Annotated in this window: 15 protein-coding genes; 9 read left to right on the top strand and 6 right to left on the bottom strand. The window is 42.2% G+C overall.

Annotated features, from left to right (window positions below; translation table 11 throughout):
• Positions 1-6 precede the first annotated feature (6 nt).
• The 6 genes from OCK74_RS13215 to OCK74_RS13190 all read left to right on the top strand — a co-directional run bounded on the left by OCK74_RS13215 (position 7) and on the right by OCK74_RS13190 (position 14,655).
• The gene (locus OCK74_RS13215; RefSeq protein ID WP_279297518.1) at positions 7-1,644 is read left to right on the top strand and encodes a RagB/SusD family nutrient uptake outer membrane protein; all 1,638 of its coding nucleotides are present in this window, start codon (positions 7-9) and stop codon (positions 1,642-1,644) included.
• 94 nt (positions 1,645-1,738) lie between these two features.
• A complete protein-coding gene (locus OCK74_RS13210; RefSeq protein ID WP_279297517.1) occupies positions 1,739-4,063 on the top strand; it encodes a glycoside hydrolase family 31 protein in 2,325 nt (774 codons plus the stop codon).
• A gap of 265 nt (positions 4,064-4,328) precedes the next feature.
• The gene (locus OCK74_RS13205; protein WP_279297516.1) at positions 4,329-6,935 is read left to right on the top strand and encodes an alpha-L-arabinofuranosidase C-terminal domain-containing protein; all 2,607 of its coding nucleotides are present in this window, start codon (positions 4,329-4,331) and stop codon (positions 6,933-6,935) included.
• 81 nt (positions 6,936-7,016) lie between these two features.
• Positions 7,017-9,407 carry a beta-L-arabinofuranosidase domain-containing protein gene (locus tag OCK74_RS13200; protein ID WP_279297515.1) on the top strand — a complete coding sequence of 797 codons (2,391 nt, stop codon included), beginning with the start codon at positions 7,017-7,019 and terminating at the stop codon, positions 9,405-9,407.
• Positions 9,408-9,892: 485 nt separating this feature from the next.
• Positions 9,893-13,243: a DUF5107 domain-containing protein gene (locus tag OCK74_RS13195; protein ID WP_279297514.1), complete on the top strand. Its 3,351-nt coding sequence runs from the start codon at positions 9,893-9,895 to the stop codon at positions 13,241-13,243.
• 47 nt (positions 13,244-13,290) lie between these two features.
• Positions 13,291-14,655, top strand: coding sequence for a sugar porter family MFS transporter (locus OCK74_RS13190; protein ID WP_279297513.1), 1,365 nt, complete (start codon positions 13,291-13,293; stop codon positions 14,653-14,655).
• Positions 14,656-14,823: 168 nt separating this feature from the next.
• Here the strand turns inward: OCK74_RS13190 and OCK74_RS13185 are convergent, their stop codons facing one another.
• From OCK74_RS13185 to OCK74_RS13175, 3 genes are all read right to left on the bottom strand, one after another.
• Complete coding sequence (locus OCK74_RS13185; protein ID WP_279297512.1) at positions 14,824-15,528, bottom strand: DsbA family oxidoreductase; 705 nt, start codon at positions 15,526-15,528, stop codon at positions 14,824-14,826.
• 32 nt (positions 15,529-15,560) lie between these two features.
• The gene (locus OCK74_RS13180; protein WP_279297511.1) at positions 15,561-16,193 is read right to left on the bottom strand and encodes an NAD(P)H-dependent oxidoreductase; all 633 of its coding nucleotides are present in this window, start codon (positions 16,191-16,193) and stop codon (positions 15,561-15,563) included.
• 65 nt (positions 16,194-16,258) lie between these two features.
• Positions 16,259-16,861 (bottom strand): TetR/AcrR family transcriptional regulator, encoded by a 603-nt coding sequence (locus OCK74_RS13175; RefSeq protein WP_279297510.1) that lies wholly within the window; start codon positions 16,859-16,861, stop codon positions 16,259-16,261.
• A 308-nt stretch (positions 16,862-17,169) separates the two neighbouring features.
• Here OCK74_RS13175 and OCK74_RS13170 point away from each other — a divergent pair, with 308 nt between their 5' ends.
• From OCK74_RS13170 to OCK74_RS13160, 3 genes are all read left to right on the top strand, one after another.
• On the top strand, positions 17,170-18,501 hold the full coding sequence (locus OCK74_RS13170) for a cyanophycin synthetase family protein (RefSeq protein ID WP_279297509.1): 1,332 nt from the start codon (positions 17,170-17,172) through the stop codon (positions 18,499-18,501).
• A gap of 49 nt (positions 18,502-18,550) precedes the next feature.
• Positions 18,551-21,154: a M1 family metallopeptidase gene (locus OCK74_RS13165; protein WP_279297508.1), complete on the top strand. Its 2,604-nt coding sequence runs from the start codon at positions 18,551-18,553 to the stop codon at positions 21,152-21,154.
• A 112-nt stretch (positions 21,155-21,266) separates the two neighbouring features.
• Positions 21,267-21,908, top strand: coding sequence for a response regulator transcription factor (locus tag OCK74_RS13160; RefSeq protein WP_279297507.1), 642 nt, complete (start codon positions 21,267-21,269; stop codon positions 21,906-21,908).
• 203 nt (positions 21,909-22,111) lie between these two features.
• Here the strand turns inward: OCK74_RS13160 and OCK74_RS13155 are convergent, their stop codons facing one another.
• The 3 genes from OCK74_RS13155 to OCK74_RS13145 form a co-directional block, all read right to left on the bottom strand.
• Positions 22,112-22,885 carry a hypothetical protein gene (locus OCK74_RS13155; RefSeq protein ID WP_279297506.1) on the bottom strand — a complete coding sequence of 258 codons (774 nt, stop codon included), beginning with the start codon at positions 22,883-22,885 and terminating at the stop codon, positions 22,112-22,114.
• 269 nt (positions 22,886-23,154) lie between these two features.
• Entirely contained in the window at positions 23,155-23,985 is an 831-nt protein-coding gene (locus OCK74_RS13150) for an MBL fold metallo-hydrolase (protein ID WP_279297505.1), read from the bottom strand.
• Positions 23,982-24,515 (bottom strand): PAS domain-containing protein, encoded by a 534-nt coding sequence (locus OCK74_RS13145; RefSeq protein ID WP_279297504.1) that lies wholly within the window; start codon positions 24,513-24,515, stop codon positions 23,982-23,984. Before OCK74_RS13145 ends, OCK74_RS13150 begins: the two co-directional genes overlap by 4 nt.
• Positions 24,516-24,551 lie beyond the last annotated feature (36 nt).

Raw genomic sequence — 24,551 nt, 5'->3', positions numbered from 1 at the left:
TCAGCCATGAAAAAGATTAACCGTTATATATATTCAGGAGCAGCTATCCTTGTTTTACTTCCGTTTCTATTTTCAGCCTGTACCAAGTTGAAGGACACCTCTTATAATACCATTATTGCACGGGAATTTACACCAGACAGTACTGATCTTGCTGCATTAGCAGGTGCTGCCTACGTGGACTGGCGTGGCCTATTGTTGCAATGGAATACTGTTTACAGAGCCCAGGAAGTTTCTGCTGACCAAATGCTTACGCCAGCCCGTCCTAATGGATGGGTAGATGGCGGTGTATATCGCCGGATACACGAGCATAAATGGACAACCGAAGATGATATCGTGATCAATATATGGACAAGGGCTTACCAAGGCATTACCAATAGTAACCGTATCATTTACCAGGTTCAGTCAGGAGCCATTCCTGTTGACCCCAAGGATACCACCACATTGATTGCTGAAATGAAGCTGTTGAGAGCGTCCTATTATTGGATATTGTGTGACATTTATGGAAACGTTCCGATCGTAGACAGGTTTGATGTGCCAGCAGGGTATTTACCCAAACAAAATACCAGGAAAGAAGTATATGATTTTATTGTCAATGACCTGGTGACCAATATTCCGAAAGTGAGCACAGAAAATAATAAGACAACCTATGGTAAGTTCAATAAATGGGCAGGACTTGCCTTATTGGCAAAAATGTACCTGAATGCAGGTGTTTATACCGGTACTCCACAATGGGAAAAGTGCAAGGAAGTTTGTGATGAAATCATAGATTCCAAGCTGTTCATATTGGAACCCAACCAGAAGAATGTGTTTGTAACGAACAATGAAAATTCCAAGGAGATCATTTTTGCATTGCCATTTGATTCCAAGTATGTCAATGATTGGAATTCGTTTGATGTGCATATGCAAACGCTGCAACCTGAGAACCAAAAAACTTATAATCTACAATTCTCTCCCTGGGGTGGAGTCTGTGCCATTCCGCAATTCATCAGCACATTTGATCCTGAGGATAGTCGCTTGCTGGATAATTTCATTATGGGGCAGCAGTATACGTCAACCGGTGATAGCATATACGGTACTATGGGCGCCTATGTAGGCAAGCCGTTGTCGTATCGTAATTATGTTCCTGGTGTTGATGTTTCAGAGGAAGTAGATGGATTGAGGTTGGGCAAGTTTGAAATTGCCGCGGGCTCTACCAATCGCCTGAGCAATGACTGGCCACTGTTCAGGTATGCCGATATATTGATGATGAAAGCTGAATCTTTAATGCGGAGCGGAGATGCTGACGGAGCAGCCGCAATCGTAACAGAAGTCCGCAAAAGAGCTTTCAAATTGAATCCTGCAAGAGCTGTGGTGACTGGAGCGGATCTGTTAAAAGGAAGCAGTTATGATTATGGACTTCGAAACCATTTAGTAACAACTACTGAAGGAGGTGCTGATATCCAATATGGCCGCTTTTTAGATGAACTGGCCTGGGAGTTTAACCAGGAAGCCCGCAGAAGAACTGATCTGATCCGGTTTGGTGTATTTACGAAGAAGTCATGGTTGTCCCATTCTCCCAATGGTGACTACAGGTCGCTTTACCCCATACCCAGAACAGAGATTGCTAAAAACTCAAATTTGAAACAAAATCCAGGATACAACTAAGATTACTTCAATTCTATATTCCCATATTGCAGGTATTGAATTGCCTGCAATGTGGGAAGTGCTTATCCCTGATTAAAGTTTGAATTCTTACATAATGAAGAAAATTTCCTATATACTCTTTCTGTTTTTTTCCAATGTAGCATTTGGTCAAAGCTTTACAAAAACAACCTATGGTATTCAATCTACGGTTGACGGCCTGATTGTGGAAATACAGTTTAATAGTCCCAAAATTGTCAGAGTTGTCAAAGCTCCGGAAGGTACCTCTTATAAAAAGGAGAGTCTTTCGGTGATTAAAAAGCCGGAATCCATTAAACTGGATATACAGCAGCAAGGAAATGCCGTTCTGCTTAAGAGTGAAGCCTTGCAAGTAGAACTTAATCTGATGACAGGTAAAGTGGCTTTCAGTAACTTAAATGGCGGTCAACTCTTTACTGAAAAAGACTACGGCACACAGTTCACTGCCATCAAAGATGTCAATAAGAATACCTACAGTGTTCGGCAGGCTTTCCGGTTGGACAAAGACGAGGTTATCTATGGTCTTGGTCAACAGCAAAATGGTAAAATAAGCCAGCGTGGCCAAAAGGTGTTCCTGCGCCAGGATAACATGAAGGTGTGCATTCCCTTCTTTCAATCGGTGAAAGGTTACGGCGTTTTCTGGGACAACTATGCACCTACCACCTTTTTAGATAACCCCCAAGAAACTTCTTTTGATTCGGAAGTAGGGGACTGCTCGGACTATTATTTCCTGTATGGCAGCAGTGCTGATGGCGTGATTACTCAATTGCGTGATTTAACAGGACAGGCGCCCCTGATGCCACTTTGGGTGTATGGCTTCAACCAATCCAGGGAGCGCTATAAAACACAATTCGAACTCGTGGATGTGGTAAAGAAATACCGTAGCCTGAAAGTGCCGTTGGATGGCATTATACAGGACTGGCAGTACTGGGGTAAAGACAGTAACTGGAACGCTATGGGTTTTGATCGTTCTACCTTTCCTGATCCAAAGTCAATGGTGGATAGTGTACACCAGTTGAATGCTCATATTTTTATTGTTGCATGGCCAGGTTTTGGGCCTCAGACGAAGCAATATGCAGAGTTCAAGAATAAAAAAATGCTCATTGACTTCGAGACATGGCCTCCCAGAAGTGGAACTACACCTTATGATGTCTACAACCCTGTGGCACGCGATATCTACTGGAGTTACCTGAACAAAGGTGTGTTCTCTTTGAACAGCGATGCCTGGTGGTTAGATTCTTCTGAACCTGATCATGTAAATCTGAAAGAAAAGGACTTTGACCTGCCTACTTACCTCGGTACTTTTCGCAGTGTGCGCAATGCTTTTCCTTTGCAACACGTAGGTGGGGTGTACGATCATCAGCGGCAGACGACTTCTGATAAAAGGGTAATGATCCTTACCCGCTCGGCCTTTGCCGGCCAGCAGCGTTATGGTGCCAACACCTGGAGCGGTGATGTGGGTTCCAACTGGCAGACATTCCGCAAACAGATTCCTGCAGGTTTGAACTTTTCTTTGTGCGGTATTCCATACTGGAACACTGATATTGGAGGCTTTTTTGCAGGAGCTTTTGTGAAAGGTGGAGGTGCGAAGAATCCTGAGTTTCAGGAACTCTATACCCGCTGGATGCAGTTTGCAACTTTTACTCCAATGATGCGTTCTCATGGAACAGATATTCCCCGGGAAATCTACCAGTTTGGTAATCGTGGCGAATGGCCATTTGACGTACAGGAGAAATTCATCAATTTGCGCTATCATCTTTTGCCATATCTATACGCCACTGCATGGAATGTAACTAGTCATTCCGGTTCTATTATGCGTGCATTGTATATGGATTTTGTCAATGACAAAAAGGTGTATGATATCGAAAATGAGTATCTATTCGGAAAATCATTTTTAGTATCCCCTGTAACGGATAAAGGCGCTGCCACTCAATCTGTATACCTACCGGCAGGTGCTGTATGGTACGATTTCTGGACAGGAGAACGTACTGAAGGCGGCAAAGCTGTTAATAAAGAAACACCAATTGACATCATTCCTTTATATGTGAAGGGCGGCTCTATTATACCCTGGGGACCGAAAGTTCAGTTTGCGGAAGAAAAGAAGTGGGATAACCTGGAATTGCGTATTTATCCTGGTGCTGATGCTGAGTTCACCTTGTATGAAGATGAAAACAATAATTACAATTACGAGCAAGGTAAGTACACTGAAATAACATTTTACTGGAATGATCACGCAAGTACATTAACCATCAAAGATCGTAAAGGCAGTTTTCCTGGTATGCTCGCTACGAGAAAATTTGATATTGTATTGGTGAACCATCAAAATGGGACCGGAGCAGGTAATTCTTCAAAATTCAATAATACAATAACCTACAAAGGCAAAGAGGTTACAGTCAAATTGTAAGATCATGAATAAAATAATCCGGGTTATCATGAATGTCATATAAATGATGTTGATCATGTTGCGGGCGATTTCTTGTTCGCAGCATGATCAATATTGGGTGTTCTTATTTATATTTGTCTGAATTACATTTAATGCTTGTCATACTTCATACCAGCCAGTTATTGTTGAAAAATATGATATGCGATCAAGCCTTAAATGCACATTTTAAACATTCAATACTAACGAGAAAAATAAAAGGGTATCCTACCTGATCAAGAACATCAAAATGAAAAGAACTTCAATCTTCATCTTTCTGCTTGCAATGGTCCAGGTGCAAACAGTTTTTGCGGCCAACAATAAATCGAATAATGAGCCTGACTCTGTTTATCTTTTTTCCTATGCAACGGTCAAGAACAATAATCATAATGGCTTGCATTTTGCCTGGAGCCGCGACAGGGAACACTGGTTTTCTATTGGCAATGAATTCTCATTCCTGAGGAGCGATTATGGACGCTGGGGGAGTGAAAAACGAATGATCACTCCTTTTCTGTTCCTGGGACCAGGAGGCACCTGGCAATGTGTGTGGAGCCTTAATGAAAGGGAACGTCTTTTTGCCCATGCGGCATCAAAAGACCTGGTGGACTGGGGCCGGCAAAGTTACCCTGAGATGAATGCCGGATCCAATATTCTTCGCCCGGTAGTGCAGTATGATCAGCAATCCGGCATTTACCAAATTACCTATACTGATGCTGCAGGGAAGTACTTCCGGGTAATAACAAAAGATTTTAAGTCCTACAGCCCTGCAACGGAAGTGTCCCAGGCCCAATACAAAAATCCCAGTCAGACCATCACTTTGCCTGAAGGTAGTGCCACCGGGCAAATGTATAGGGTGCCCTGGTCCACAGTGGATCAACTCATTAATAACTATGAACGTAAGCAGTATAAAAACAGCTTGTACAATGAATTTGCAAAAGATGATGCCCAGCGCTTTGCAGGCCTTAAGCCTGTCAACGCAGCTATCTCCGTACAGGGAGCAAATGCAAAGCCGATCAGTGATCTACTGCTGGGGATCTTTTTCGAAGACATAAACTATGCGGCAGATGGCGGATTGTATGCAGAGTTGGTGCAGAACCGTGATTTCGAATACGCATTGAGCGATAAGGAGGGTCGTGATCAAAAATGGAATTCCACTTACGCCTGGACTTTAAAGGGTGAGCAAACTGCCTTTACGATGGATAGCGCAGCACCTATACATGCGAATAATCCACACTATGCAGTACTGCAAACTACGACGCCTGGTGCTTCGTTGGTGAACAGTGGTTTTGATGGCATTGCAGTCAGGAAAGGGGAGCAATATAACTTTTCACTTTTTGTCAAACAACTTGAAGGAAAAGGTGGAAAGCTGCTGGTGCGCCTGGTTGCAAAAAATGGCGAGGTGTTGGCCCAGGCCAATGTGCAGGCATCTTCTGGTACGTGGAAAACATCCAGGGCTGTACTTGTTCCCAATGCAGATGCTACGGATGCGACTCTTGAATTACAACCACTGGCTGCAGGTCGCCTGGCTGTTGATGTGATCTCCTTGTTTCCGCAAAACACTTTCAAAGGCAGAATCAATGGAATGCGGGCTGACCTGGCACAGGTGATCGCAGATATTCATCCCCGCTTTGTGCGTTTTCCTGGGGGGTGTGTAGCCCATGGAGATGGTCTCCACAATATCTATCAATGGAAAAATACCATAGGTCCCCTGCAGGCTCGTAAACCACAGCGCAATTTATGGGGCTATCACCAGACAGCAGGATTGGGTTATTTTGAATACTTCCAGTTTTGTGAAGATATAGGTGCGCAGCCTTTGCCCGTGATTGCGGCCGGCGTGCCTTGCCAGAATTCAGGTAATGGACCTCATGGAGGAGGTCAGCAAGGAGGCATTCCTATGGACCAGATGGATGAATACATCCAGGATATCCTGGACCTGGTAGAGTGGGCTAATGGAGATGCGACTACCAAGTGGGGTAAGCTGAGGGCAGCGGCAGGTCACCCCAAGCCTTTCAACCTGAAATACATTGGTATAGGCAATGAGGATCTGATCACGGATGTTTTTGAAGAGCGGTTCACGATGATCTATCATGCGTTGAAAGAGAAGCATCCTGAAATCACTGTTATTGGAACGGTAGGACCCTTCTATGAAGGAACGGATTATGAAGAAGGATGGGAGATCGCCTCAAAGTTAAAGGTGCCGATGGTAGATGAGCATTACTATGTTTCTCCAGGTTGGTTCATCAATAACCAGGATTTTTATGACCGATATGACCGCTCTAAACCAAAGGTGTATTTGGGTGAGTATGCTGCCCATGTACCCGGAAGAGCCAATAACCTGGAAACAGCTTTAGCTGAAGCCTTGTACCTGACTGCTATCGAACGCAATGGCGATGTGGTGAGTATGACCTCCTATGCACCATTGCTGGCCAAAGAAGGGCATACGCAGTGGAATCCTGACATGATCTACTTTAATAATACAGAGGTGAAGCCTACTGTCGGTTACGAGGTGCAGAAGCTCTATGGGCACAATTCGGGTAATGAATACCTGACTGCAAGCATCAATGTTTCCAACAATACAGAAGTTGTAAAAAAGCGCATTGCATTTTCTGTGGTTCGTGATTCGAAGAGTAAAGATGTGATCGTTAAAATGGTCAACCTGTTACCGGTAACTGTGAATGCATCTGTGGTCTTAAAAGATATTACCTTGGCTAACACAAAAGGAGTAAAAACAGTATTGCAGGGTAAGCCTGATGATAAGAACCTGAAGCCGGTTATTTCGGATTGCACTGTTTCTGAAAATTTCAGTTCAGAGTTGCCGCCATACTCTTTTACCATTATCAGGATTCAAACAAAATAATAACATAAGAATTGTTTACTCCCTGCCAGGGGTAAACATCTACTATTAGATTCATTATTTCATTCAATCGAGCCTTATAAAATGAAATCGCTTTATTCCCGTTTATTCATCCTTGCGTTGATGCCGGTGATTGCTTTCAGCCAAACCAACAGGCTACAAAGTTTTTCGCACACTTCCAGGTTACAAAACTTTCCGCTCTCTTCTGTGCACTTATTAGAAAGCCCTTTTCAACAAGCCCAGGAGACGGATTTGAAATACATGTTAGCATTGGATCCCGACCGCCTGCTGGCTCCTTTTCTCAGGGAAGCCGGCATTGAGCCCAAGGCAAAAGGCTATGGTAATTGGGAAGGTACCGGTTTGGACGGTCACATCGGCGGACATTACCTTTCAGCTCTTTCCAATATGTATGCTGCAACCGGCAACCAGGAAGTGCAACGCCGCCTCAATTATATGATCGACTGGATTGAAAAGTGCCAGCAACAATCGGGAGATGGCTACGTCGGAGGAATTCCAGGTGGCAAAGCCATGTGGAAAGACGTCGCCAATGGAAAAATCGATGCTGGCGGCTTTTCCCTGAACGGTAAGTGGGTGCCCTGGTACAATATTCATAAGCTGTATGCGGGGTTGGTAGATGCTTATGTGCTTACTGGTAATACGAAGGCAAAAGATATTTTGATCAAGCTCTCTGATTGGTGCCTGGAATTGACGTCTCATCTTTCTGACCAGCAAATGCAACAGATGATGCGTAGTGAGCATGGAGGCATGAATGAAGTGTTTGCAGATGTTGCTGCGATTACTGGCGATCAAAAATACCTGGAGCTGGCCAAGAGGTTTTCTCACCGCTTTATCTTAAATCCTCTATTGCAACATAAAGATTCCCTGACAGGTTTGCATGCCAACACACAAATTCCCAAAGTGATTGGTTATGCCCGCATAGCAGAAGTAGGAGGGGACCAGAGTTGGGAAGATGCTGCAGATTTCTTCTGGCAAACTGTAGTGGCTCACAGGACTGTTTCCATTGGTGGCAACAGTGTGCGGGAACATTTCCATCCTGCCAATAATTTCACTTCCATGGTGGAGGATAAAGAAGGCCCTGAGACCTGCAATACGTATAACATGCTGAAGCTGTCGAAACACCTGTTCTTATACCATCCTTCTGCAAGCTATATGGATTACTATGAAAGAAGCTTGTACAACCATATATTATCTTCCCAGCATCCGCACGGTGGCTTCGTGTATTTTACACCGATGCGCCCCAGGCACTACAGGGTTTATTCGCAACCGGACAAAGGTTTTTGGTGTTGTGTGGGTTCCGGAATGGAAAATCATGGTAAGTATGGAGAGTTGATCTATGCCCACAATGATAAAGATGTTTTTGTGAACCTGTTTATTCCTTCAACACTTGCCTGGAAGGAGCGTGGAATCAGCATCACTCAAAAAACAAAGTTTCCTTTTGAAGAGAAGTCGACTATTCAATTAAAGCTTCAAAAGCCTATGCAATTTGCCCTTCATGTCCGTTATCCTTCCTGGGTAAAGAATGGAAGAATGAAGGTGCTGGTGAATGGCAAAGAAGTAAAGCTTACCAAAGACACCGCTTCCTATGTTGCGATCAACCGTTTGTGGAAATCGGGAGACGTGGTGACACTTTCTTTACCTATGGAGACAAAAGTTGAGCGCCTCCCTGATGGTTCTGACTGGGTATCTTTTGTTCGTGGTCCTATCGTATTGGCTGCAGCTACGGATACTACCAACCTTGTTGGTTTAAGAGCTGATGACAGCCGGATGGGGCATATAGCCAATGGTCCGCTATATCCTATTGAAACTGCTCCTCTGCTGGTTTCTTCCCAAAAGGATGTTGCCTCTGCGCTCCAACAAGTTCCAGGAAAGCCGTTGACGTTTACAGCATCCAGTCTTATTTACCCTGCCCAGTTTAAAAACTTGCAACTGGTGCCATTCTTTACAGTACATGATGCCCGTTATATTATTTACTGGCCTATCACTAACCCGGAAGGGTTGGAAAAGAGGAAGCAGACTATTCGTGAAGCTGAAGAAGCCCGGCTGGCACTTGAAGCCCGTACTGTGGACCAGGTAGCTCCCGGTGAGCAGCAGCCTGAATCGGACCATAACTTTCAGGGGGAAAAAACAGAATCAGGTGTATTCCTGGACCGCCACTGGCGACATGCTTCGGGTTGGTTTAGCTATGATCTTAAGAACAGGAATAAGGAAGGGCATGTACTACGTATTACTTATTCCGGGAGGGACAGAAACCGGAGCTTTGATATTTATGTCAATGACAAGCTGTTTAAAACCGTAAACATGGATGCTAACCGTGGCGATGGGTTCTACGATGTGGATTATGAGCTTCCTTCCGATATCCTGAATAGTCTGACAGGTGAAACCATGACTGTGAAATTTGTAGCGCATTCAGGATCTGTGGCTGGTGGTATTTATTATGTACGTTTGTTGAAATAAAGGGAAGGGAAAACCTTCCCTTCATCTTTTTCTGGATCAAAGTATCATTGAATCCGGACTGCTTCCTTTAAAATGGATCCAATAGATAGTCCATGGATTTTTTCATCTGCTACATAAGATTGGGCTGTTTTATCGGAATGAAAATATAATCACCTGATTCAATTTCCTACCTGTTTTTAAAATAGTAGCTTCCCTCTTTCCATCACGGCAGTAAGTTAAAATATATTGTTCGGTTCCGTGGGGCTTCGCACCGGTTGGATAAAATCTTCCTAGGTATTACAATGGCTTTTGACCTTGGAAATCCTTCTCTTTTTCTTTAGATGGCCGTAAATATTCAAATATTTTGAATATCATAAAAGTAAATGAATAATATCAGTCAGAACCATAAAAAAGTCCATCAAAAACGGAGATTACTCCATTTTTAAAATGCCGGATGTGTGCTTACTTTGGGCATATTTAATAATAATTCACTAACAACTTGTTATATGAGTGATCAGGTAAAAGTCTGGGTGGAAGACTTTGTGATTCCAACCTATCCTATTGGGAAACCGGAGAAGAATCCGATGTTTTTGGAGAAAAGGGTTTATCAGGGAAGCAGCGGTGTTGTTTATCCACATGCAGTCGTTGAGAAAATTTTCGATGAGAAAATTGATAAGGCATACAAAGCTGTATTCCTGGAGAATGCATACATAAAAATCATGGTGCTTCCCGAATTGGGGGGCAGGATACAAATGGCGTATGATAAAGTAAAGCAGCGCCATTTTATATATTACAACCAGGTGATCAAGCCAGCTCTCGTAGGGTTAACAGGCCCCTGGATCTCTGGTGGCATCGAATTCAACTGGCCGCAACACCACCGTCCCAGCACTTTTGAACCAGTGGATTACACCATCGAAGAAAACAAGGATGGCAGCAAAACGGTATGGGTGAATGAAGTGGAGCGCATGTTCCGTACGAAAGGGATGGCTGGTTTTACTCTTTATCCTGATAAAGCTTATATCGAGATTAAAGGCAAATTGTACAACAGGACGCCATTTCCACAGACCTTTTTATGGTGGGCGAATCCTGCAGTGAAAGTAAATGATCATTATCAGTCTGTTTTCCCGCCTGATGTATATGCAGTCTTTGACCATGGCAAGAGGGATGTTTCCTCTTTCCCTATTGCAAAGGGTACCTATTATAAGGTGGATTATGCGCCAGGTACCGATATTTCCCGTTATAAGAACATCCCGGTGCCAACATCATACATGGCCATAACCTCAAAGTATAATTTCATTGGTGGTTATGAGCACGATACGCAAGGAGGTTTATTACATGTGGCGAACCATCACATTTCACCGGGTAAGAAACAGTGGACATGGGGGCATGGCGAATTTGGACAGGCATGGGACAGGAACCTTACTGATGAAGACGGTCCTTACATTGAATTGATGACCGGTGTATTTACTGATAACCAGCCCGACTTTTCTTGGCTGCAGCCATATGAAGAAAAAACCTTTGTTCAATACTTTATGCCTTATAGAGAAGTGGGCATGGTAAATAATGCGACAAAGGAAGCTGTTGCCGGAATTGAGATCAATCAAAATGAAATAGCGATCAAACTCTATCTCACCTCACCTTATGACAAAGTGAAGATTGCGTTGCTACACCAGCAACAAGAATTGTATAGTGAAGTGATCAGCAGCTCTCCTGAGCAACCTTATATAAAAACGGTGACACTTGGTCAGGCGATAGCGCCAGAAGAAATCAAATTGGTTGTCACTAACCTGGAAAACAATAAGGTTTTGGTGAGTTATCAACAGGAAAAGGCCGTGGAGCAGGAAATTCCTTCACCTGCCCAAGCCGCAAAGAGGCCACAGGATGTTGAAAATAATGAGCAATTATACCTGACAGGGCTGCATATTGAGCAATACAGGCATGCAACCTATATAGCAACAGACTATTACAAAGAGGCACTCCGCAGGGATGATAAAGATGTAAGGTGCAATAACGCAATGGGTTTGTGGTATCTACGCAGAGGGCAATTTGCAAAGTCAGAACCTTATTTCAGAAAGGCCATTGCAACATTGACACAGCGCAATCCTAATCCATACGATGGCGAGCCTTATTACAATTTAGGCTGGGCTTTGAAAATGCAGGGTAAAAACGATGAGGCATTTGATGTTTTTTATAAAAGTGTTTGGAACGATGCATGGCAACATGCTGGCTTTTTGAATTTAGCAAGGATTGCATGTGCTAAAAATGATTTTGAAGAGGCTCTTGAATTGATTGAACGATCATTGATCAGGAACTATCATAGTCATACGGCAAGACATGCAAAGTCATTCATATTGAGAAAGCAGGGAAGAGTAGAAGAAGCCAGTGCATTGATCCAGGAATCATTAGCCATAGACCCTTTCAATTTTGGGTGTTTGTTTGAAAACTATCTAATTTTTTCAGCAAATGGTCAAACCTCCGAGGCAGATAATGCTTTGAATCAACTGTTGGAAGTTAGCCGCAACTGGGTGCATAATTTTATTGAATATGCATTTGATTATGCACATGCAGGTTTATTTGAAGAAGCTTCATCGTTGTTGCAGGTGCACTTCAGAAATTGTGCAGAGCAATATCCAATGGTACCTTATTATTTGGGTTGGTTTGCTTACCAGCAAGGGCAAACAGAAAGGGCAATGACCTATTTTAAACAGGCCGCTGGTCTGAAATCTGATTTTTGTTTTCCCAACCGAATTGAAGATGTTCCGGTTTTGCAGGCAGCCATTGCGTTCAACGCCGATGATGCTAAAGCTCCTTACTATTTAGGTAATTTCTGGTACGACAAACGACAATACAAAGAAGCTATTGGATGTTGGAAACTCTCTGTGCAGATCGATGACAATTTCCCAACTGTGCACCGTAATCTTTCACTGGCTTATTTCAATAAGTTGAAAGATGCTAAAAAAGCACTTGCTTCTTTAGAAAAGGCTTTTTCTTTAGATGCGACTGATGCAAGGGTGCTGATGGAGTTGGATCAATTATATAAGAAGCTGAATACGCCACATCAACAGCGTTTAGAAATTTTGGAAGCCTACCAGCAGTTAGTTGAGTCGCGTGATGATCTGTATCTGGAGAGAGTTACCTTGTATAACCAACTGGGTGACTACCAGAAAGCGAAAGACTTAATTGCAGCTTTTACATTCCATCCATGGGAAGGAGGTGAAGGAAAAGTGGTAGGACAATATTTGATTTGTCATATCGAGTTGGCAAAACTGGCACTTAAAGCTGGTGATGCTAAAGAGGCTCTACAATTGTTAGAACAAGCAGAAATTTACCCGGTAAACTTGGGTGAAGGAAAGTTGTATGGAACCCAGGAAAATGATATCCATTATTTAAAGGGATTGGCTTTTGAACAATTGAATGTTCAAAAGAGGGCTGAGGAATATTTCCAAAAAGCTACTGAAGGGATCAGTGAGCCGGTGCAGGCTATATTCTATAATGATCCGCAACCAGATAAGATTTTTTACCAGGGACTTGCCTGGATGAAATTGGGCGAAAATGAAAAAGCATCGGCTATTTTCAAAAAGTTGATCAGTTTTGGGCTGGATCATATCGATGATAACATCAGCATAGATTATTTCGCCGTTTCACTGCCTGACTTATTAGTATTTGATGCAGATCTGAACCTTCGTAACAGGATTCATTGTTTATATTTAATGGGACTTGGAAATTTAGGTTTGGGTAATTATCATACAGAAAGTGCCGAGGCTTGTTTAAATGAAGTATTGGGCCTGGATGTCAATCACCAGGGTGCAGGTATCCATAAAAGGATGATAGATTTTACTTCACTTATTGAACAATAAAAATTTTGCTTGTCAGCTGATTGATACAATCAGTATAAATGTCACATATGAACAATACTCTTTTAATAAAAGAACAATCAGTTCGCTACAATAACGCCTATATTATTGGCATTTCCTTTATCTCTGCTTTAGGGGGCTATCTTTTCGGATTTGACTTTGCCGTTATTTCCGGGGCGCTTCCTTTTTTGAGAGCAGAGTTTGCTTTAAATGCCTGGTGGGAAGGTTTTTTGACCGGATCCCTGGCTTTAGGCTGTATTGCTGGTTGCCTCATTGCAGGAACATTGGCTGACCGTTATGGACGCAGGCCAGGACTGATGCTGGCTGCTGCTATTTTCGCTCTTTCTTCCCTGGGTATGGCATTTTCAACCAGCTTATCCATGTTCGTTATCACGCGTTTTGCGGCAGGTATTGGTGTAGGCATGGCATCCATGTTGAGTCCAATGTACATAGCTGAAATTTCCCCTGCAAGCATCAGGGGTCGTAATGTAGCTATCAATCAATTGACCATCGTGATCGGTATTTTGATCACGAACCTGGTCAACTATACATTATCTGACAATGGGCCTGAAGCATGGCGCTGGATGTTTGGCATGGGTACGATACCTGCTTTGCTTTTCCTGGTAGGTGTTATCTGGCTGCCTGAAAGTCCGCGCTGGTTGGTAAAGGCTGGTAGGGATGAACAGGCACAAAAGGTATTAAGCAAAATAGGCAGTACAGGATTTGTAAAAAGCACTTTGTCGGATATTGAAACTTCTTTACAAGGCGTAAAAAAGCAATCCTTTGCTGATGTATTTCAAAAAAGTGTGCGTCCTGCAGTTTTGGTGGGTATTACACTGGCTGTGTTTCAGCAATTGTGCGGTATCAATGTTGTATTTAATTACACGTCAACCATCTTCGAATCTGTAGGTGCTAACCTGGACAGGCAACTTTTAGAAACCGTTTCTATTGGCATCGTTAATCTTGTTTTTACCTTTGTTGCTATGTGGCAGGTGGATAAGCTTGGCCGACGCCCTTTAATGTTGTTTGGTTCTTTAGGTCTATCAGTTTTATACATTGTACTGTCCTTTTCATTACAGATCCATGCAAGTGCAGGTTGGGTTTCTTTGTTCGTGCTCCTAGCCATTGCAACTTATGCAACATCACTTGCACCTGTGACCTGGGTACTGATTTCTGAAATCTTTCCTAATAAAATACGTGGCGTGGCTTCCTCCGTTGCTATTGTGTCTTTATGGATTGCCTATTTTATTTTGGTATTTACATTTCCTATACTGGCAGAAAGGCTTGGTACTTATGGGCCTTTTTACTTGTATGCAGGTATTTGCCTGGCAGGTTTTCTATTTGTAAAGGCCAGGGTAAAAGAAACCAAGGGGCAGACATTGGAGGAGTTGGAACAGACGATGAGGGTCCATTAATTAACGAATGATAATATGTTTCAAAGTTTTGCTGTAGAATAAACATATTGTTCCATTCCGCAAACCAGGAAATAAAACTAAATGAGTGATCAGTGATGAGTAATGCGTAAACAAGTTTACTCACTCATCACTGGTCACTCATTATGCATTTTTATTTCTGATCCTTGATTAGCAGTTCCCGTCAATCGAACATGCAGCTCCATCTGCATTGCTTGTTGCAGTTGCCAATTGATCCTTCTCAAACTCCTGATATGCTTTTTGCAAGGCTCCCAGAAATACAGAATCTGGCTGAGCTCCTGAGACTGCATATTTCCTATCCATCACAAAGAAAGGAACGCCTTTTACACCAATCTGTTGCGCCTCATACATATCAAGATACACCTGTTGTGCGTATAAATCACTTTGCAGCATACTAAGAACCTCTTCTTCCTTTAAACCAATCTCAATGCCTAATTGAACCAATGTATGGATATCATCAATGTTTTTCCCTTCTGTAAAGTAGGCTTTAAAAAGCCGTTCTTCTGCAGCATCTTGCAGGTTGTATTTTGACGCTAAGTGTGACAGCCTGTGTGCATTGAAGCTATTGGCGGGGATCACTGAATCGAAATTATATTCCAGGCCAGATTCTTTTGCTTTTGTAGTCATCTGTGCATGCACATTGCGCGAATATTCCAGAGTCCATCCTTTTTGTTCTGCTAAATACTCATAAATATTTTTATCGGTCTGTGTTTTTAAATCCGGGTTCAACTGGAAACTTTTCCATTCAACCTGAAGATCATCTTTATGAGCAAATTGCTCCAAAGCCTCTTCAAATTTGCGTTTGCCTATATAGCAAAACGGGCACATGATATCAGACCATATTTCTACTTTCATATTGTGCGTTTTCTATTATAATTAAGGTGAGGTTATGCCACTTTCAAAATCAGCTTGTCTGCCTCCCTGCGTACCTTTTTGGCATTCACTAAAAAGTCTTTTTCAGCGTCGCGGTAACCCAGGGCCAGGATGGTGACACTGCGCAAGCCTTTTTCTTTTAATCCAAGAATCTCGTCAACAGCAGCAGGTTGGAAACCTTCCATTGGTGTTGCGTCTATTTCTTCTACAGCAGCCGCTGTTATTGCTGTACCGAATGCAATGTATGCCTGCCTTGCCGCCCATTCATATTTTTGTTCTTGGGTACGTCCATTCACAATGTTCATCAAGGACGCTCTAAAAGGGGCCAGGCTTTCCAGGGCTACGTTTCTTACTTTGGCTATGCTATTGATGTATTCGTCCACATGCTCTTCAGTAACATTTTCCCAGGCTGCAAAAACCAGTAAGTGGGAACTTTCTGTAATTTGTGGCTGGTTATAGGCTGCGGGTTGCAACTTCTTTTTTACTTCTTCATTTTCAATAACCAGTATAGTATAGGGCTGTAAACCCATTGAAGAAGCTGAAAGGCGTGTAGCTTCCAGAATATTATCGATTTTCTCTTGTGGCACTTTTTCGCCATTCATTCTTTTGGCTGCATAGCGCCAGTTTAAAGCATCAATTAACTTCATTTTACTTTGTTTTTATATCGTTATTATTTTTCCTAACAGTGTTAGGCTTATGGTTAAAAAAAAGGTTAACCCTTGATTCCAGAAATAAAACTGGTTATAAAATCCTGTAAAACCATTTGGTTCAGTTCTTCTTTATTTGAACTGCTACCCATCATGTTGATGGAAATCAAGCCATGAAGCATGGACCAGAATGTGTGCAGTTTTAAATAAGGATCAGTTTCCGGATGTTTGCTGCTATGGATCAGGTGTTTAACCGGTTCCAATATTAGTTCAGTAAATGAGCTCAATTCCGGGATCTCCTTAACCGTTTCGCAGGAAGGCATTCCTAATCCGTACATCACCTGGTAATAAGCTTTATGCTCAAAGGCAAATTCCCAATAGGAATAGGCCATGTATTCAATTTGCTTTTCCGGGTTCGCGGAACGTTTTTTGGCCTTGCCTAAATCTGCATTCAGGATCTGGAAACCTTGCTTGGTCAATTCCAGCAGAATAGCTTCTTTATTGGCAAAATGATCATAAATCACAGGAACACTATATTCAATAGCATCTGCAATTTTGCGGATAGATAATGCCTGCCAGCCTTCCTCCGTCACCAGCTGCCATGCAGCCCTGAGGATGGAACAACGCACCTCTTCTTTTTGCCGTATTTTTCTTTCTGCTATTCCCATTTAGGTAGTGTTCTGTTTCCTAACAGTGTTAGCAAAGATAGGTTTTGTTTCGAATTCTAAATAAATTTTGGTTGGGATTTTAACATTTTATAACAAGCAAGTAATGCTTGACACTTTGCAAACAAAAGTATTAAGCGTTGGAGAGTACATAACAGCTTTTGTTAACTTAAACATCATTTAAGGCAGGCGTTTTGGTATAATATTTTAGCCCTCATCGTGCATCAAACACCTGTTTAATGAATATCCTGGATATTAAGGTTATGTGTGGACCTAATATTTGGTCCATAAAAAATCAGAAATTGATACAAATGCTTTTAGATCTGGAAGACCTGGAAATGAAACCAACGAATCAAATTCCGGGCTTTTATGAAAGGATACAGCAAATAATTCCATCCCTTTACAATCATTACTGTAGTGAAAATGCTCCCGGTGGCTTTTTCGAAAGGGTAAAGGATGGAACCTGGATGGGGCACGTTGTTGAGCATATTGCGATTGAATTGCAGTCACTTGCAGGTATGGACCTGGGTTTTGGCCGTACCAGGGGAGCTGGTAGGGAAGGCGTTTATCACGTGGTCTTTTCTTACTGTGAAGAGCAGGAAGGAATATATACTGCGAAAGCAGCGGTTCGAATAGCTGACGCCCTTGTAAAAGGCACTCAATATGACATTAAAAAGGATATAGAAGAAATCAAAAGACTTTGGTACAAGGAGCGGTTGAGGCCGGATATCAACGACTTAGTAACTGAGGCGTACAAGCGGCAAATCCCTGTTACCCGGCTCGACAGTTCTGATGCTATTCAATTGGGGTATGGAGCTCGGCAAAAGTTAATTGACGCTACATTAGATCGGGATGGCTATGAAGCAAAGAAAATTGTTGATAGGCTGTTTCCCGGTAGCGATGGGCGAATTCCAATTGTGGCCATTACAGGAACTCATGGGAAAACGATAACAACAAGGCTTTTAGCTCAAATGGTGCAGCATGCGGGTTTCAATACCGGGTATACGACTGCAGATGGTGTTTATGTAAATAATGTATTAATAAATGAAGGGGATGCTGCTGGTCCTTATTCTGCTCAGCTGATATTAAAAGATACTGCTGTTGAATTCGCTGTATTAGCGTGTGCCCGTGGAGGTCTGCTTAGGTCAGGATTGGCTTTCGATGCATGTGAGTGTGCGGTAGTGACTAATCTTGGCGGGGATGGTCTGGGTTTGGATAGTACTCATACTATTGAACAGCTGGCAAAAGTAAAATCAGTTGTTCCGGAAACAGTCAGGGAAGGAGGGTATGCCATCTTGAATGCCGATGATGACCTTGTATATGCCATGAAAGACAATGTAAAATGTGAGGTGGGCTTATGCTCATTATTTCCGGATTGTGCTCGGATCGAACAACATTGTGCAGGTGGAGGCTTAGCTGCATTTGTTGATGATGGTGATATCCTGATCAGAAGAGGAATGGATATTATTCCTGTTGAAGAGATACGAAATATTCCTATAACCTTAGGCGGCTCGGCAACTTCCAAAATATATTACGTCTTGGCAGCAATTTTGGCTGCTTATGTCAACAAAATCAATTTGAATACAATCAGCCAGACCTTAAGAACATTCGTTCCATCTATTCAAACAACTCGGGCAGAGTGAATTTCACGTTAAATCCATAATTTGACCGGGATTTTTGATTGATTAAATTATGGATTTAGAGAAAAAAATAAATACTACAATTCTAATTAGTAGCTTTTTATTCATCATCTGCTCATTACTTCTTTCCTGCAGTCCTAAAAATATCCCTGCAAGTGAAATTTCCGTTGAAACAGGTGTTCCTTATACATTAGCTGTTTACCGTAAACAGGTATTGCAGCATATTGGATATAAGCTAACCCTAGACATTCCCGAAAAGAAGGAAGAGCGTATTGCGGCTGATGAAGTCATATCCTTTTCATGGAAAAAGAATCAGCATCCTTTACTAATCGATTTTAAAGAGGGAAAAGATCATATAAAAAATGTAAGAGTTAATGGGAAGCAAATTCCTGTTGCATTTGAAAAAGAACATATACAAATTGAGCCCAGGTTTTTAAGAAATGGTAAAAATAAAGTGGCGATACAGTTTATCGCTGGTAACCTGTCGTTGAACCGAAATGATGATTACCTGTATACCTTGCTGGTGCCCGACAGAGCCCGCACTGTTTTTCCTTGCTTTGACCAGCCGGACCTGAAGGCAAGTTTTCAGTTGACATTATCTGTCCCTCTGGTTTGGAGCGCAGTGAGCAATGCGCCATTGAAAGATTCTTCACTAGTCGGGGCCATGAAAACATACCGTTTTGAACCCTCAGATACCATAAGTACCTATTTATTTTCATTTGTTGCAGGTAAATTCAATAAGGTGCAAAAGGAAATGGGAGGGAGGGTTATGAACTTTTACCACAGGGAGACCGATACTTCAAAGATCCGCCTGAGCCTGGATCCTATTTTTCGCATACATCAAAATTCACTGAAGTTCATGCAAGACTACACCTCCATTCCATATCCATTCAAAAAATTCGACTTTGCTGCGATTCCCGATTTCCAATTCGGTGGCATGGAGCATGTGGGTGCCATTCAATACAAGGCTTCCGCACTATTCCTGGATGAAGGTGCTACCAAAGACCAGGAGCAGGACAGAGCCAGTGTTTTGGCGCATGAAACTGCTCATATGTGGTTTGGCGACCTGGTCACCATGCGCTGGTTCGACGATGTGTGGATGAAAGAGGTGTTTGCCAACTTTATGGCTGATAAGATTACAGGTACAGTCCTGACCGGTACCAATTATAATCTCAAGTTCTTATTGGATCATTATCCTGCGGCTTATAGTGTGGACCGGACAGCAGGCGCCAACCCAATACGTCAGCCCCTGCAGAATCTAAAGGATGCAGGTACATTGTATGGCAACATTATCTACCATAAAGCTCCTATAGTGATGCGCCAGTTGGAATTGATCCTGGGGCAGGATTCCCTGAGGGAAGGCTTACGCGAATATTTGAAAATTTATGCCAATAGCAATGCCTCCTGGCTGGATCTGATCCGGATTTTAGATGAAAGAACACCTGTTGACCTGCAGACATGGAATAAGATATGGGTAGAAGAAACCGGGCGGCCAATATTCGATTATAGTTTATCTAAAGACAGGGATAAAATCACGCAGCTAAAGATCTCACAAAGAGGTGAAGATGGTTCGTCCCGTAAATGGCCTCAGTTTTTTGAAATATCACTGGTCTATCCGGACCACATGGAGCAAGTCGCTGTAAATATGAGTGAACAGGATGTCATAGTTACGGAAGCAGAAGGGAAGGGAGTTCCATCTTTCATTTTCTTTAATGCGACAGGAAAGGGGTATGGGCTTTTCCCTATAGATGGACCGCTGATTGCTCAGGTAGTTAATATGAATGATCCTGTGATGCGGGCTTCGGCTTACATCAACCTTTATGAAAATATGTTGAGCAGGCGCTATTATACACCTCTGCAGTTGATAGATGGGTACCGTACAAAGTTGCTTGCAGAACCTGAGGAGTTGAACCTTAGGCTAATGACATCACAATTGGGTAATACCTTTTGGCGCTTTATATTACCCTCTGAAAGAGCGCGCCTAGCAACGGTATTGGAAAAAGACTTGTGGACGGCCATGCAAAAGGTGTCAGCGCCCAATAAGAAAAAAATATTGTTTACAGCCTTCCAAAGCATTGCCTTAAGTAAAAATGCCGTTGATTCTTTATACAAGGTATGGAAGGAACAAAAACCACCTTTGGATGTAAAACTGACAGAAGATGACTATACTTCACTGGCACTCGCATTGGCCGTAAGGGATCAACCTGATCAAACGATATTAGAGGAACAATTAAAACGGATCAAGAACCCGGACCGTAAACAACGTTTAGCCTTCATGCTACCTGCTCTATCTCGGGATGTTCAACAGCGGGATAGCTTCTTTCTTTCGTTGAAAGAAGAAAAGAACAGGGAAAAGGAGACTTGGGTAACGACGTCTTTGCAATACCTGCACCACCCCCTTCGCGTCGCAACTTCCCAGAAATACCTGAAAGAAAGCCTTGATTTGCTGGAGGAGATTCAGCGCACAGGAGACATCTTTTTCCCTCAATCCTGGCTCCAGTCAATCCTTGGAGGGTACCAATCTCGCGAAGCAGCCAATATTGTGAGGGCCTTCCTGGAAGAGCATCCTGGTTATCATCCAAAACTGCGGGAAAAGATATTGCAAGCTGCAGATGGCCTGTTCCGTGCAGAAAGGATATTGTATTCAAACGAGTAGATATAATATTATTTTTGTTGGCGTCTTAACAATTTAACTGGAACCAACATGCGCTTATTGATGGAAGCAAATAAATGCTTACTGACTGCATTATTGGAAAAAGAACCTGAATATGCAAACAATTAATTTGGGAATTATAGACGACCATGAAGTCGTGATCAATGGTCTAAAAGCAATGCTTTCTGTCCACCAGGAAATCAACGTGATCCTTACTGCACATAATGGTGAACAATTACTACAACAATTACAAACAGTCCAACCGGATGTTTTGCTGATGGACATTCAAATGGAAGGAATGGATGGTATTGAGCTGACCAGACATGTACATAAACTGAATCCCAATATACGGATCATTGCCTTTAGCAGTTTTGATGAGACCCACTATGTTCGCCAGATCATACGCAACGGTGCTTCCGGATACCTTTTGAAGAATGCCGCTCAAAAAACATTACTTGAGGCCATTAAAGCAGTAGTAGAAGGAGAGGAGTACCTGGATGAAACCATCAAAAAACTGATGCTGAACGAAAGCATTACAGGACAAAGGCGGTCTATTTACGAAATACCACTAACCAAGAGGGAAAAAGAGATATTGAAATTGATTGCTAATGAATACTCAAATCAGCAGATTGCCGATGCATTGTTTATTAGTCTCAGAACAGTAGAAACACACAGGCTGAATCTTACTCAAAAACTAGGCGTGAAAAATGCAGCAGGATTAGTGAAAGAGGCCATCAAACGCGGACTGATAGAATAATGCTCCCTGTCTATAAAGCACCGTTGTTGTCACTCTGATAGGTATGCACTTATGATAATCCTCACCTGCATCAAATGAAAAAGCCCTCCCGTTTCCAGGAAGGCTTTCTCAATCGAAACTGGCCTAAGGGTGTTTACTTCAAATAACTAATTATTTAAGCTTGGTTTTTAGGGTACTTCAATAGTATAGGATTTGCTTGAGGATTAATATTCAAACTTCACTTGTTTTTCACCATCATTTGATGTCAGCACATAACCATTGGAATCGTAGGTGTAGGTGTTGGTGATTGTAGCATCCATGGTACTGCCAGGGAAATCGTAAGTAGTAGTTAAAATATCATTCTTAGCAAAGAACTGGGTAGAAAAGCCTGAAGGGTCCAGGATGTATTTAAACGTTGCTGGAAATATAGGTTTTTTATTCCCATAAGTATAAGTTGTGGTGGAAGCTCCTAAGCCTTGTGATTGCACTTTAGTAAGATTCCCATTCTGATAAGTAAGTACGTAAGTAATTTCCATATCATCTTCATCTTCTTCACCTTCTATATGAGCTTTTATTTCAGTAACAAGGTCATTGCTTACTGTATACTCAAGTCTTAATGTGGCGATGAGATCGCCTTGCTGACTGCCCACCATTTCGTAGCTTTTTAATTCACCTGTAACAGGGCGACCATTGTTGTAGGAGAACTCAAAAATGTTTTTAGTTCCATCTTCCAGGTTTTCTACTTTAGTAACATTGCCGTTAGCATCATAAGTAAAGTTGGTAATTTCAGAATTATCTGTGCTTTTGTAGGATGTGATCCTCCTGTCGCCATTGTAGGTAATATTGTAAGTGGTGCTTACTCCATTTTCTGTTTCAATGATGCGTTTCACCAGTTTAGAAGTTACAGTTCCAGAGGTGTCGTTATCTTCATTATCTTTTTTACATCCGGTAATTGCAATCAGGGCAGCGCAAAATACAAATAAGAGTTGCTTTTTCATGAAATGTTTGTTGTTGATGATTTTAAAATTTGGTTTCGATGAGAAAAAATGAAAACTGTTCGAACAATTTTTGCTTCAGCAGCTGTTTTGTGCTTTAGCAGTGCAAAAATGAAAAGAAGATTAAAGTGATTTTTCTGTAGAAAAACGTAATTATAAAACTCAGTAGAAGTACGTAGATAGAAGGATACCTAAGGTAATCAAAGTGGCCAGCATTAATCAATGGCTTCAAAGTCGCGCCATTAATCGAAAGGTTCGAAACCAATGTAAACTCAGAGCTTCACCTGTAATCCTTCTATGGCCAGTTCAAATGGAAAAGGATAGGTGTTTTTTTCTTTAAGATGGTTGAAGATTTCATGCAGCTTTTTATCAGTATGCATGGGATCATGATGAGATAAGATCAGTCGTTTGACTCCTGTTAAAGCAGCAAACTCAACAGCATCCTCGATGCTGCTATGCCCCCAGCCAATTCTGTGTTTATATTCGTCTACTGTATATTGTCCGTCATGCAACAACAAGTCTGCTCCTAATGCCAGGTCGCTGCCCGAAAGCCATTTAACATCATGGGGCATGCCGGTGGGCCCAAGGGCAGGTTCATGATCGGGTATGTATGCAAATACACTATGCTCATTTTTGATTCGAAAACCTATTGTGGGACCGGGATGCGTGACATAGCGGGACTGTATTTCGAAAGGGCCGATTTGGAAAGAACTGTTATCTATTTCATGGAGCGTAAGTTTACAGGGCAGATCACGAAAATGAACGGGGAAAAGAGGTGGAGAAAAATAACGCCCAAGTCTATACCGTAAGCTATCATTGCTGGCCGGCCCCCAGATATGAACTTCCATGGAAGGGTCGAAAAGAGGTCTGAAAAAACCAAGCCCTTGAATATGATCCATATGCAAATGGGTTAATAGAATATCAACCCGGCCACGCTTCAAATTTTGGCTGTGATTTACATATTGGATACCGCTTCCTGCATCCAATACAAGCAACCAGCCATTTGCCTCTACTTCGATGCAGGAAGTATTACCTCCATACTCATTAGTATCAGGGCCTATTGTGGGTATGGAACCACGTACGCCCCATATAGTTATATTCATTCTTCTGATGGTCTCCAAAAAATGGCAACGGCTCCCACAAACTTTCCGGCTCTGCCAATAATAGGATAAGAAGTTACTGATATCCTCTCTGCAATTCCTTTCAGGTTCTGGATCCAAAAAGTCTTATGGTAAGGCAAACGATTCTTTAGTGTTTTTACCAAAGGAAGCTCCTCAGTTGCTAAGGCATTCCCATCATCATCTTTGTAGTTAAATACAGTACCCCATACTTCCACCGGCATTTCACCAGTGTCTTTATAGCGTTTACCTAAAATGTCTTCAGCGGGTTCATTGTAAAAAATAAGGTTTCCGTTTGTGTCGGTAATAAAGACCGGAATGGAAAGGCAATCGGCTAGCTGTCGGTTCAAAATTATCTCAATATCATATGCCATATCCAATGCTTTAGAAGCGTATAACCCTACATTAAATGTAAGCAATTTGATAACAATTGTAAAGAAGATGTGACTAGGTGTAAAGACGAGTGAGTCAAATTGCTGTACAGAAAACAACCAGCCATGCTTTCTTACTCCCATTTGCTCCCATGTTACAAATACATTACAACGATGCAA

The organism is Paraflavisolibacter caeni (genome assembly GCF_025628885.1).
Lineage (GTDB): Bacteria > Bacteroidota > Bacteroidia > Chitinophagales > Chitinophagaceae > Flavisolibacter > Flavisolibacter caeni.
This window is presented reverse-complemented; position numbering and strand designations above follow the sequence as displayed.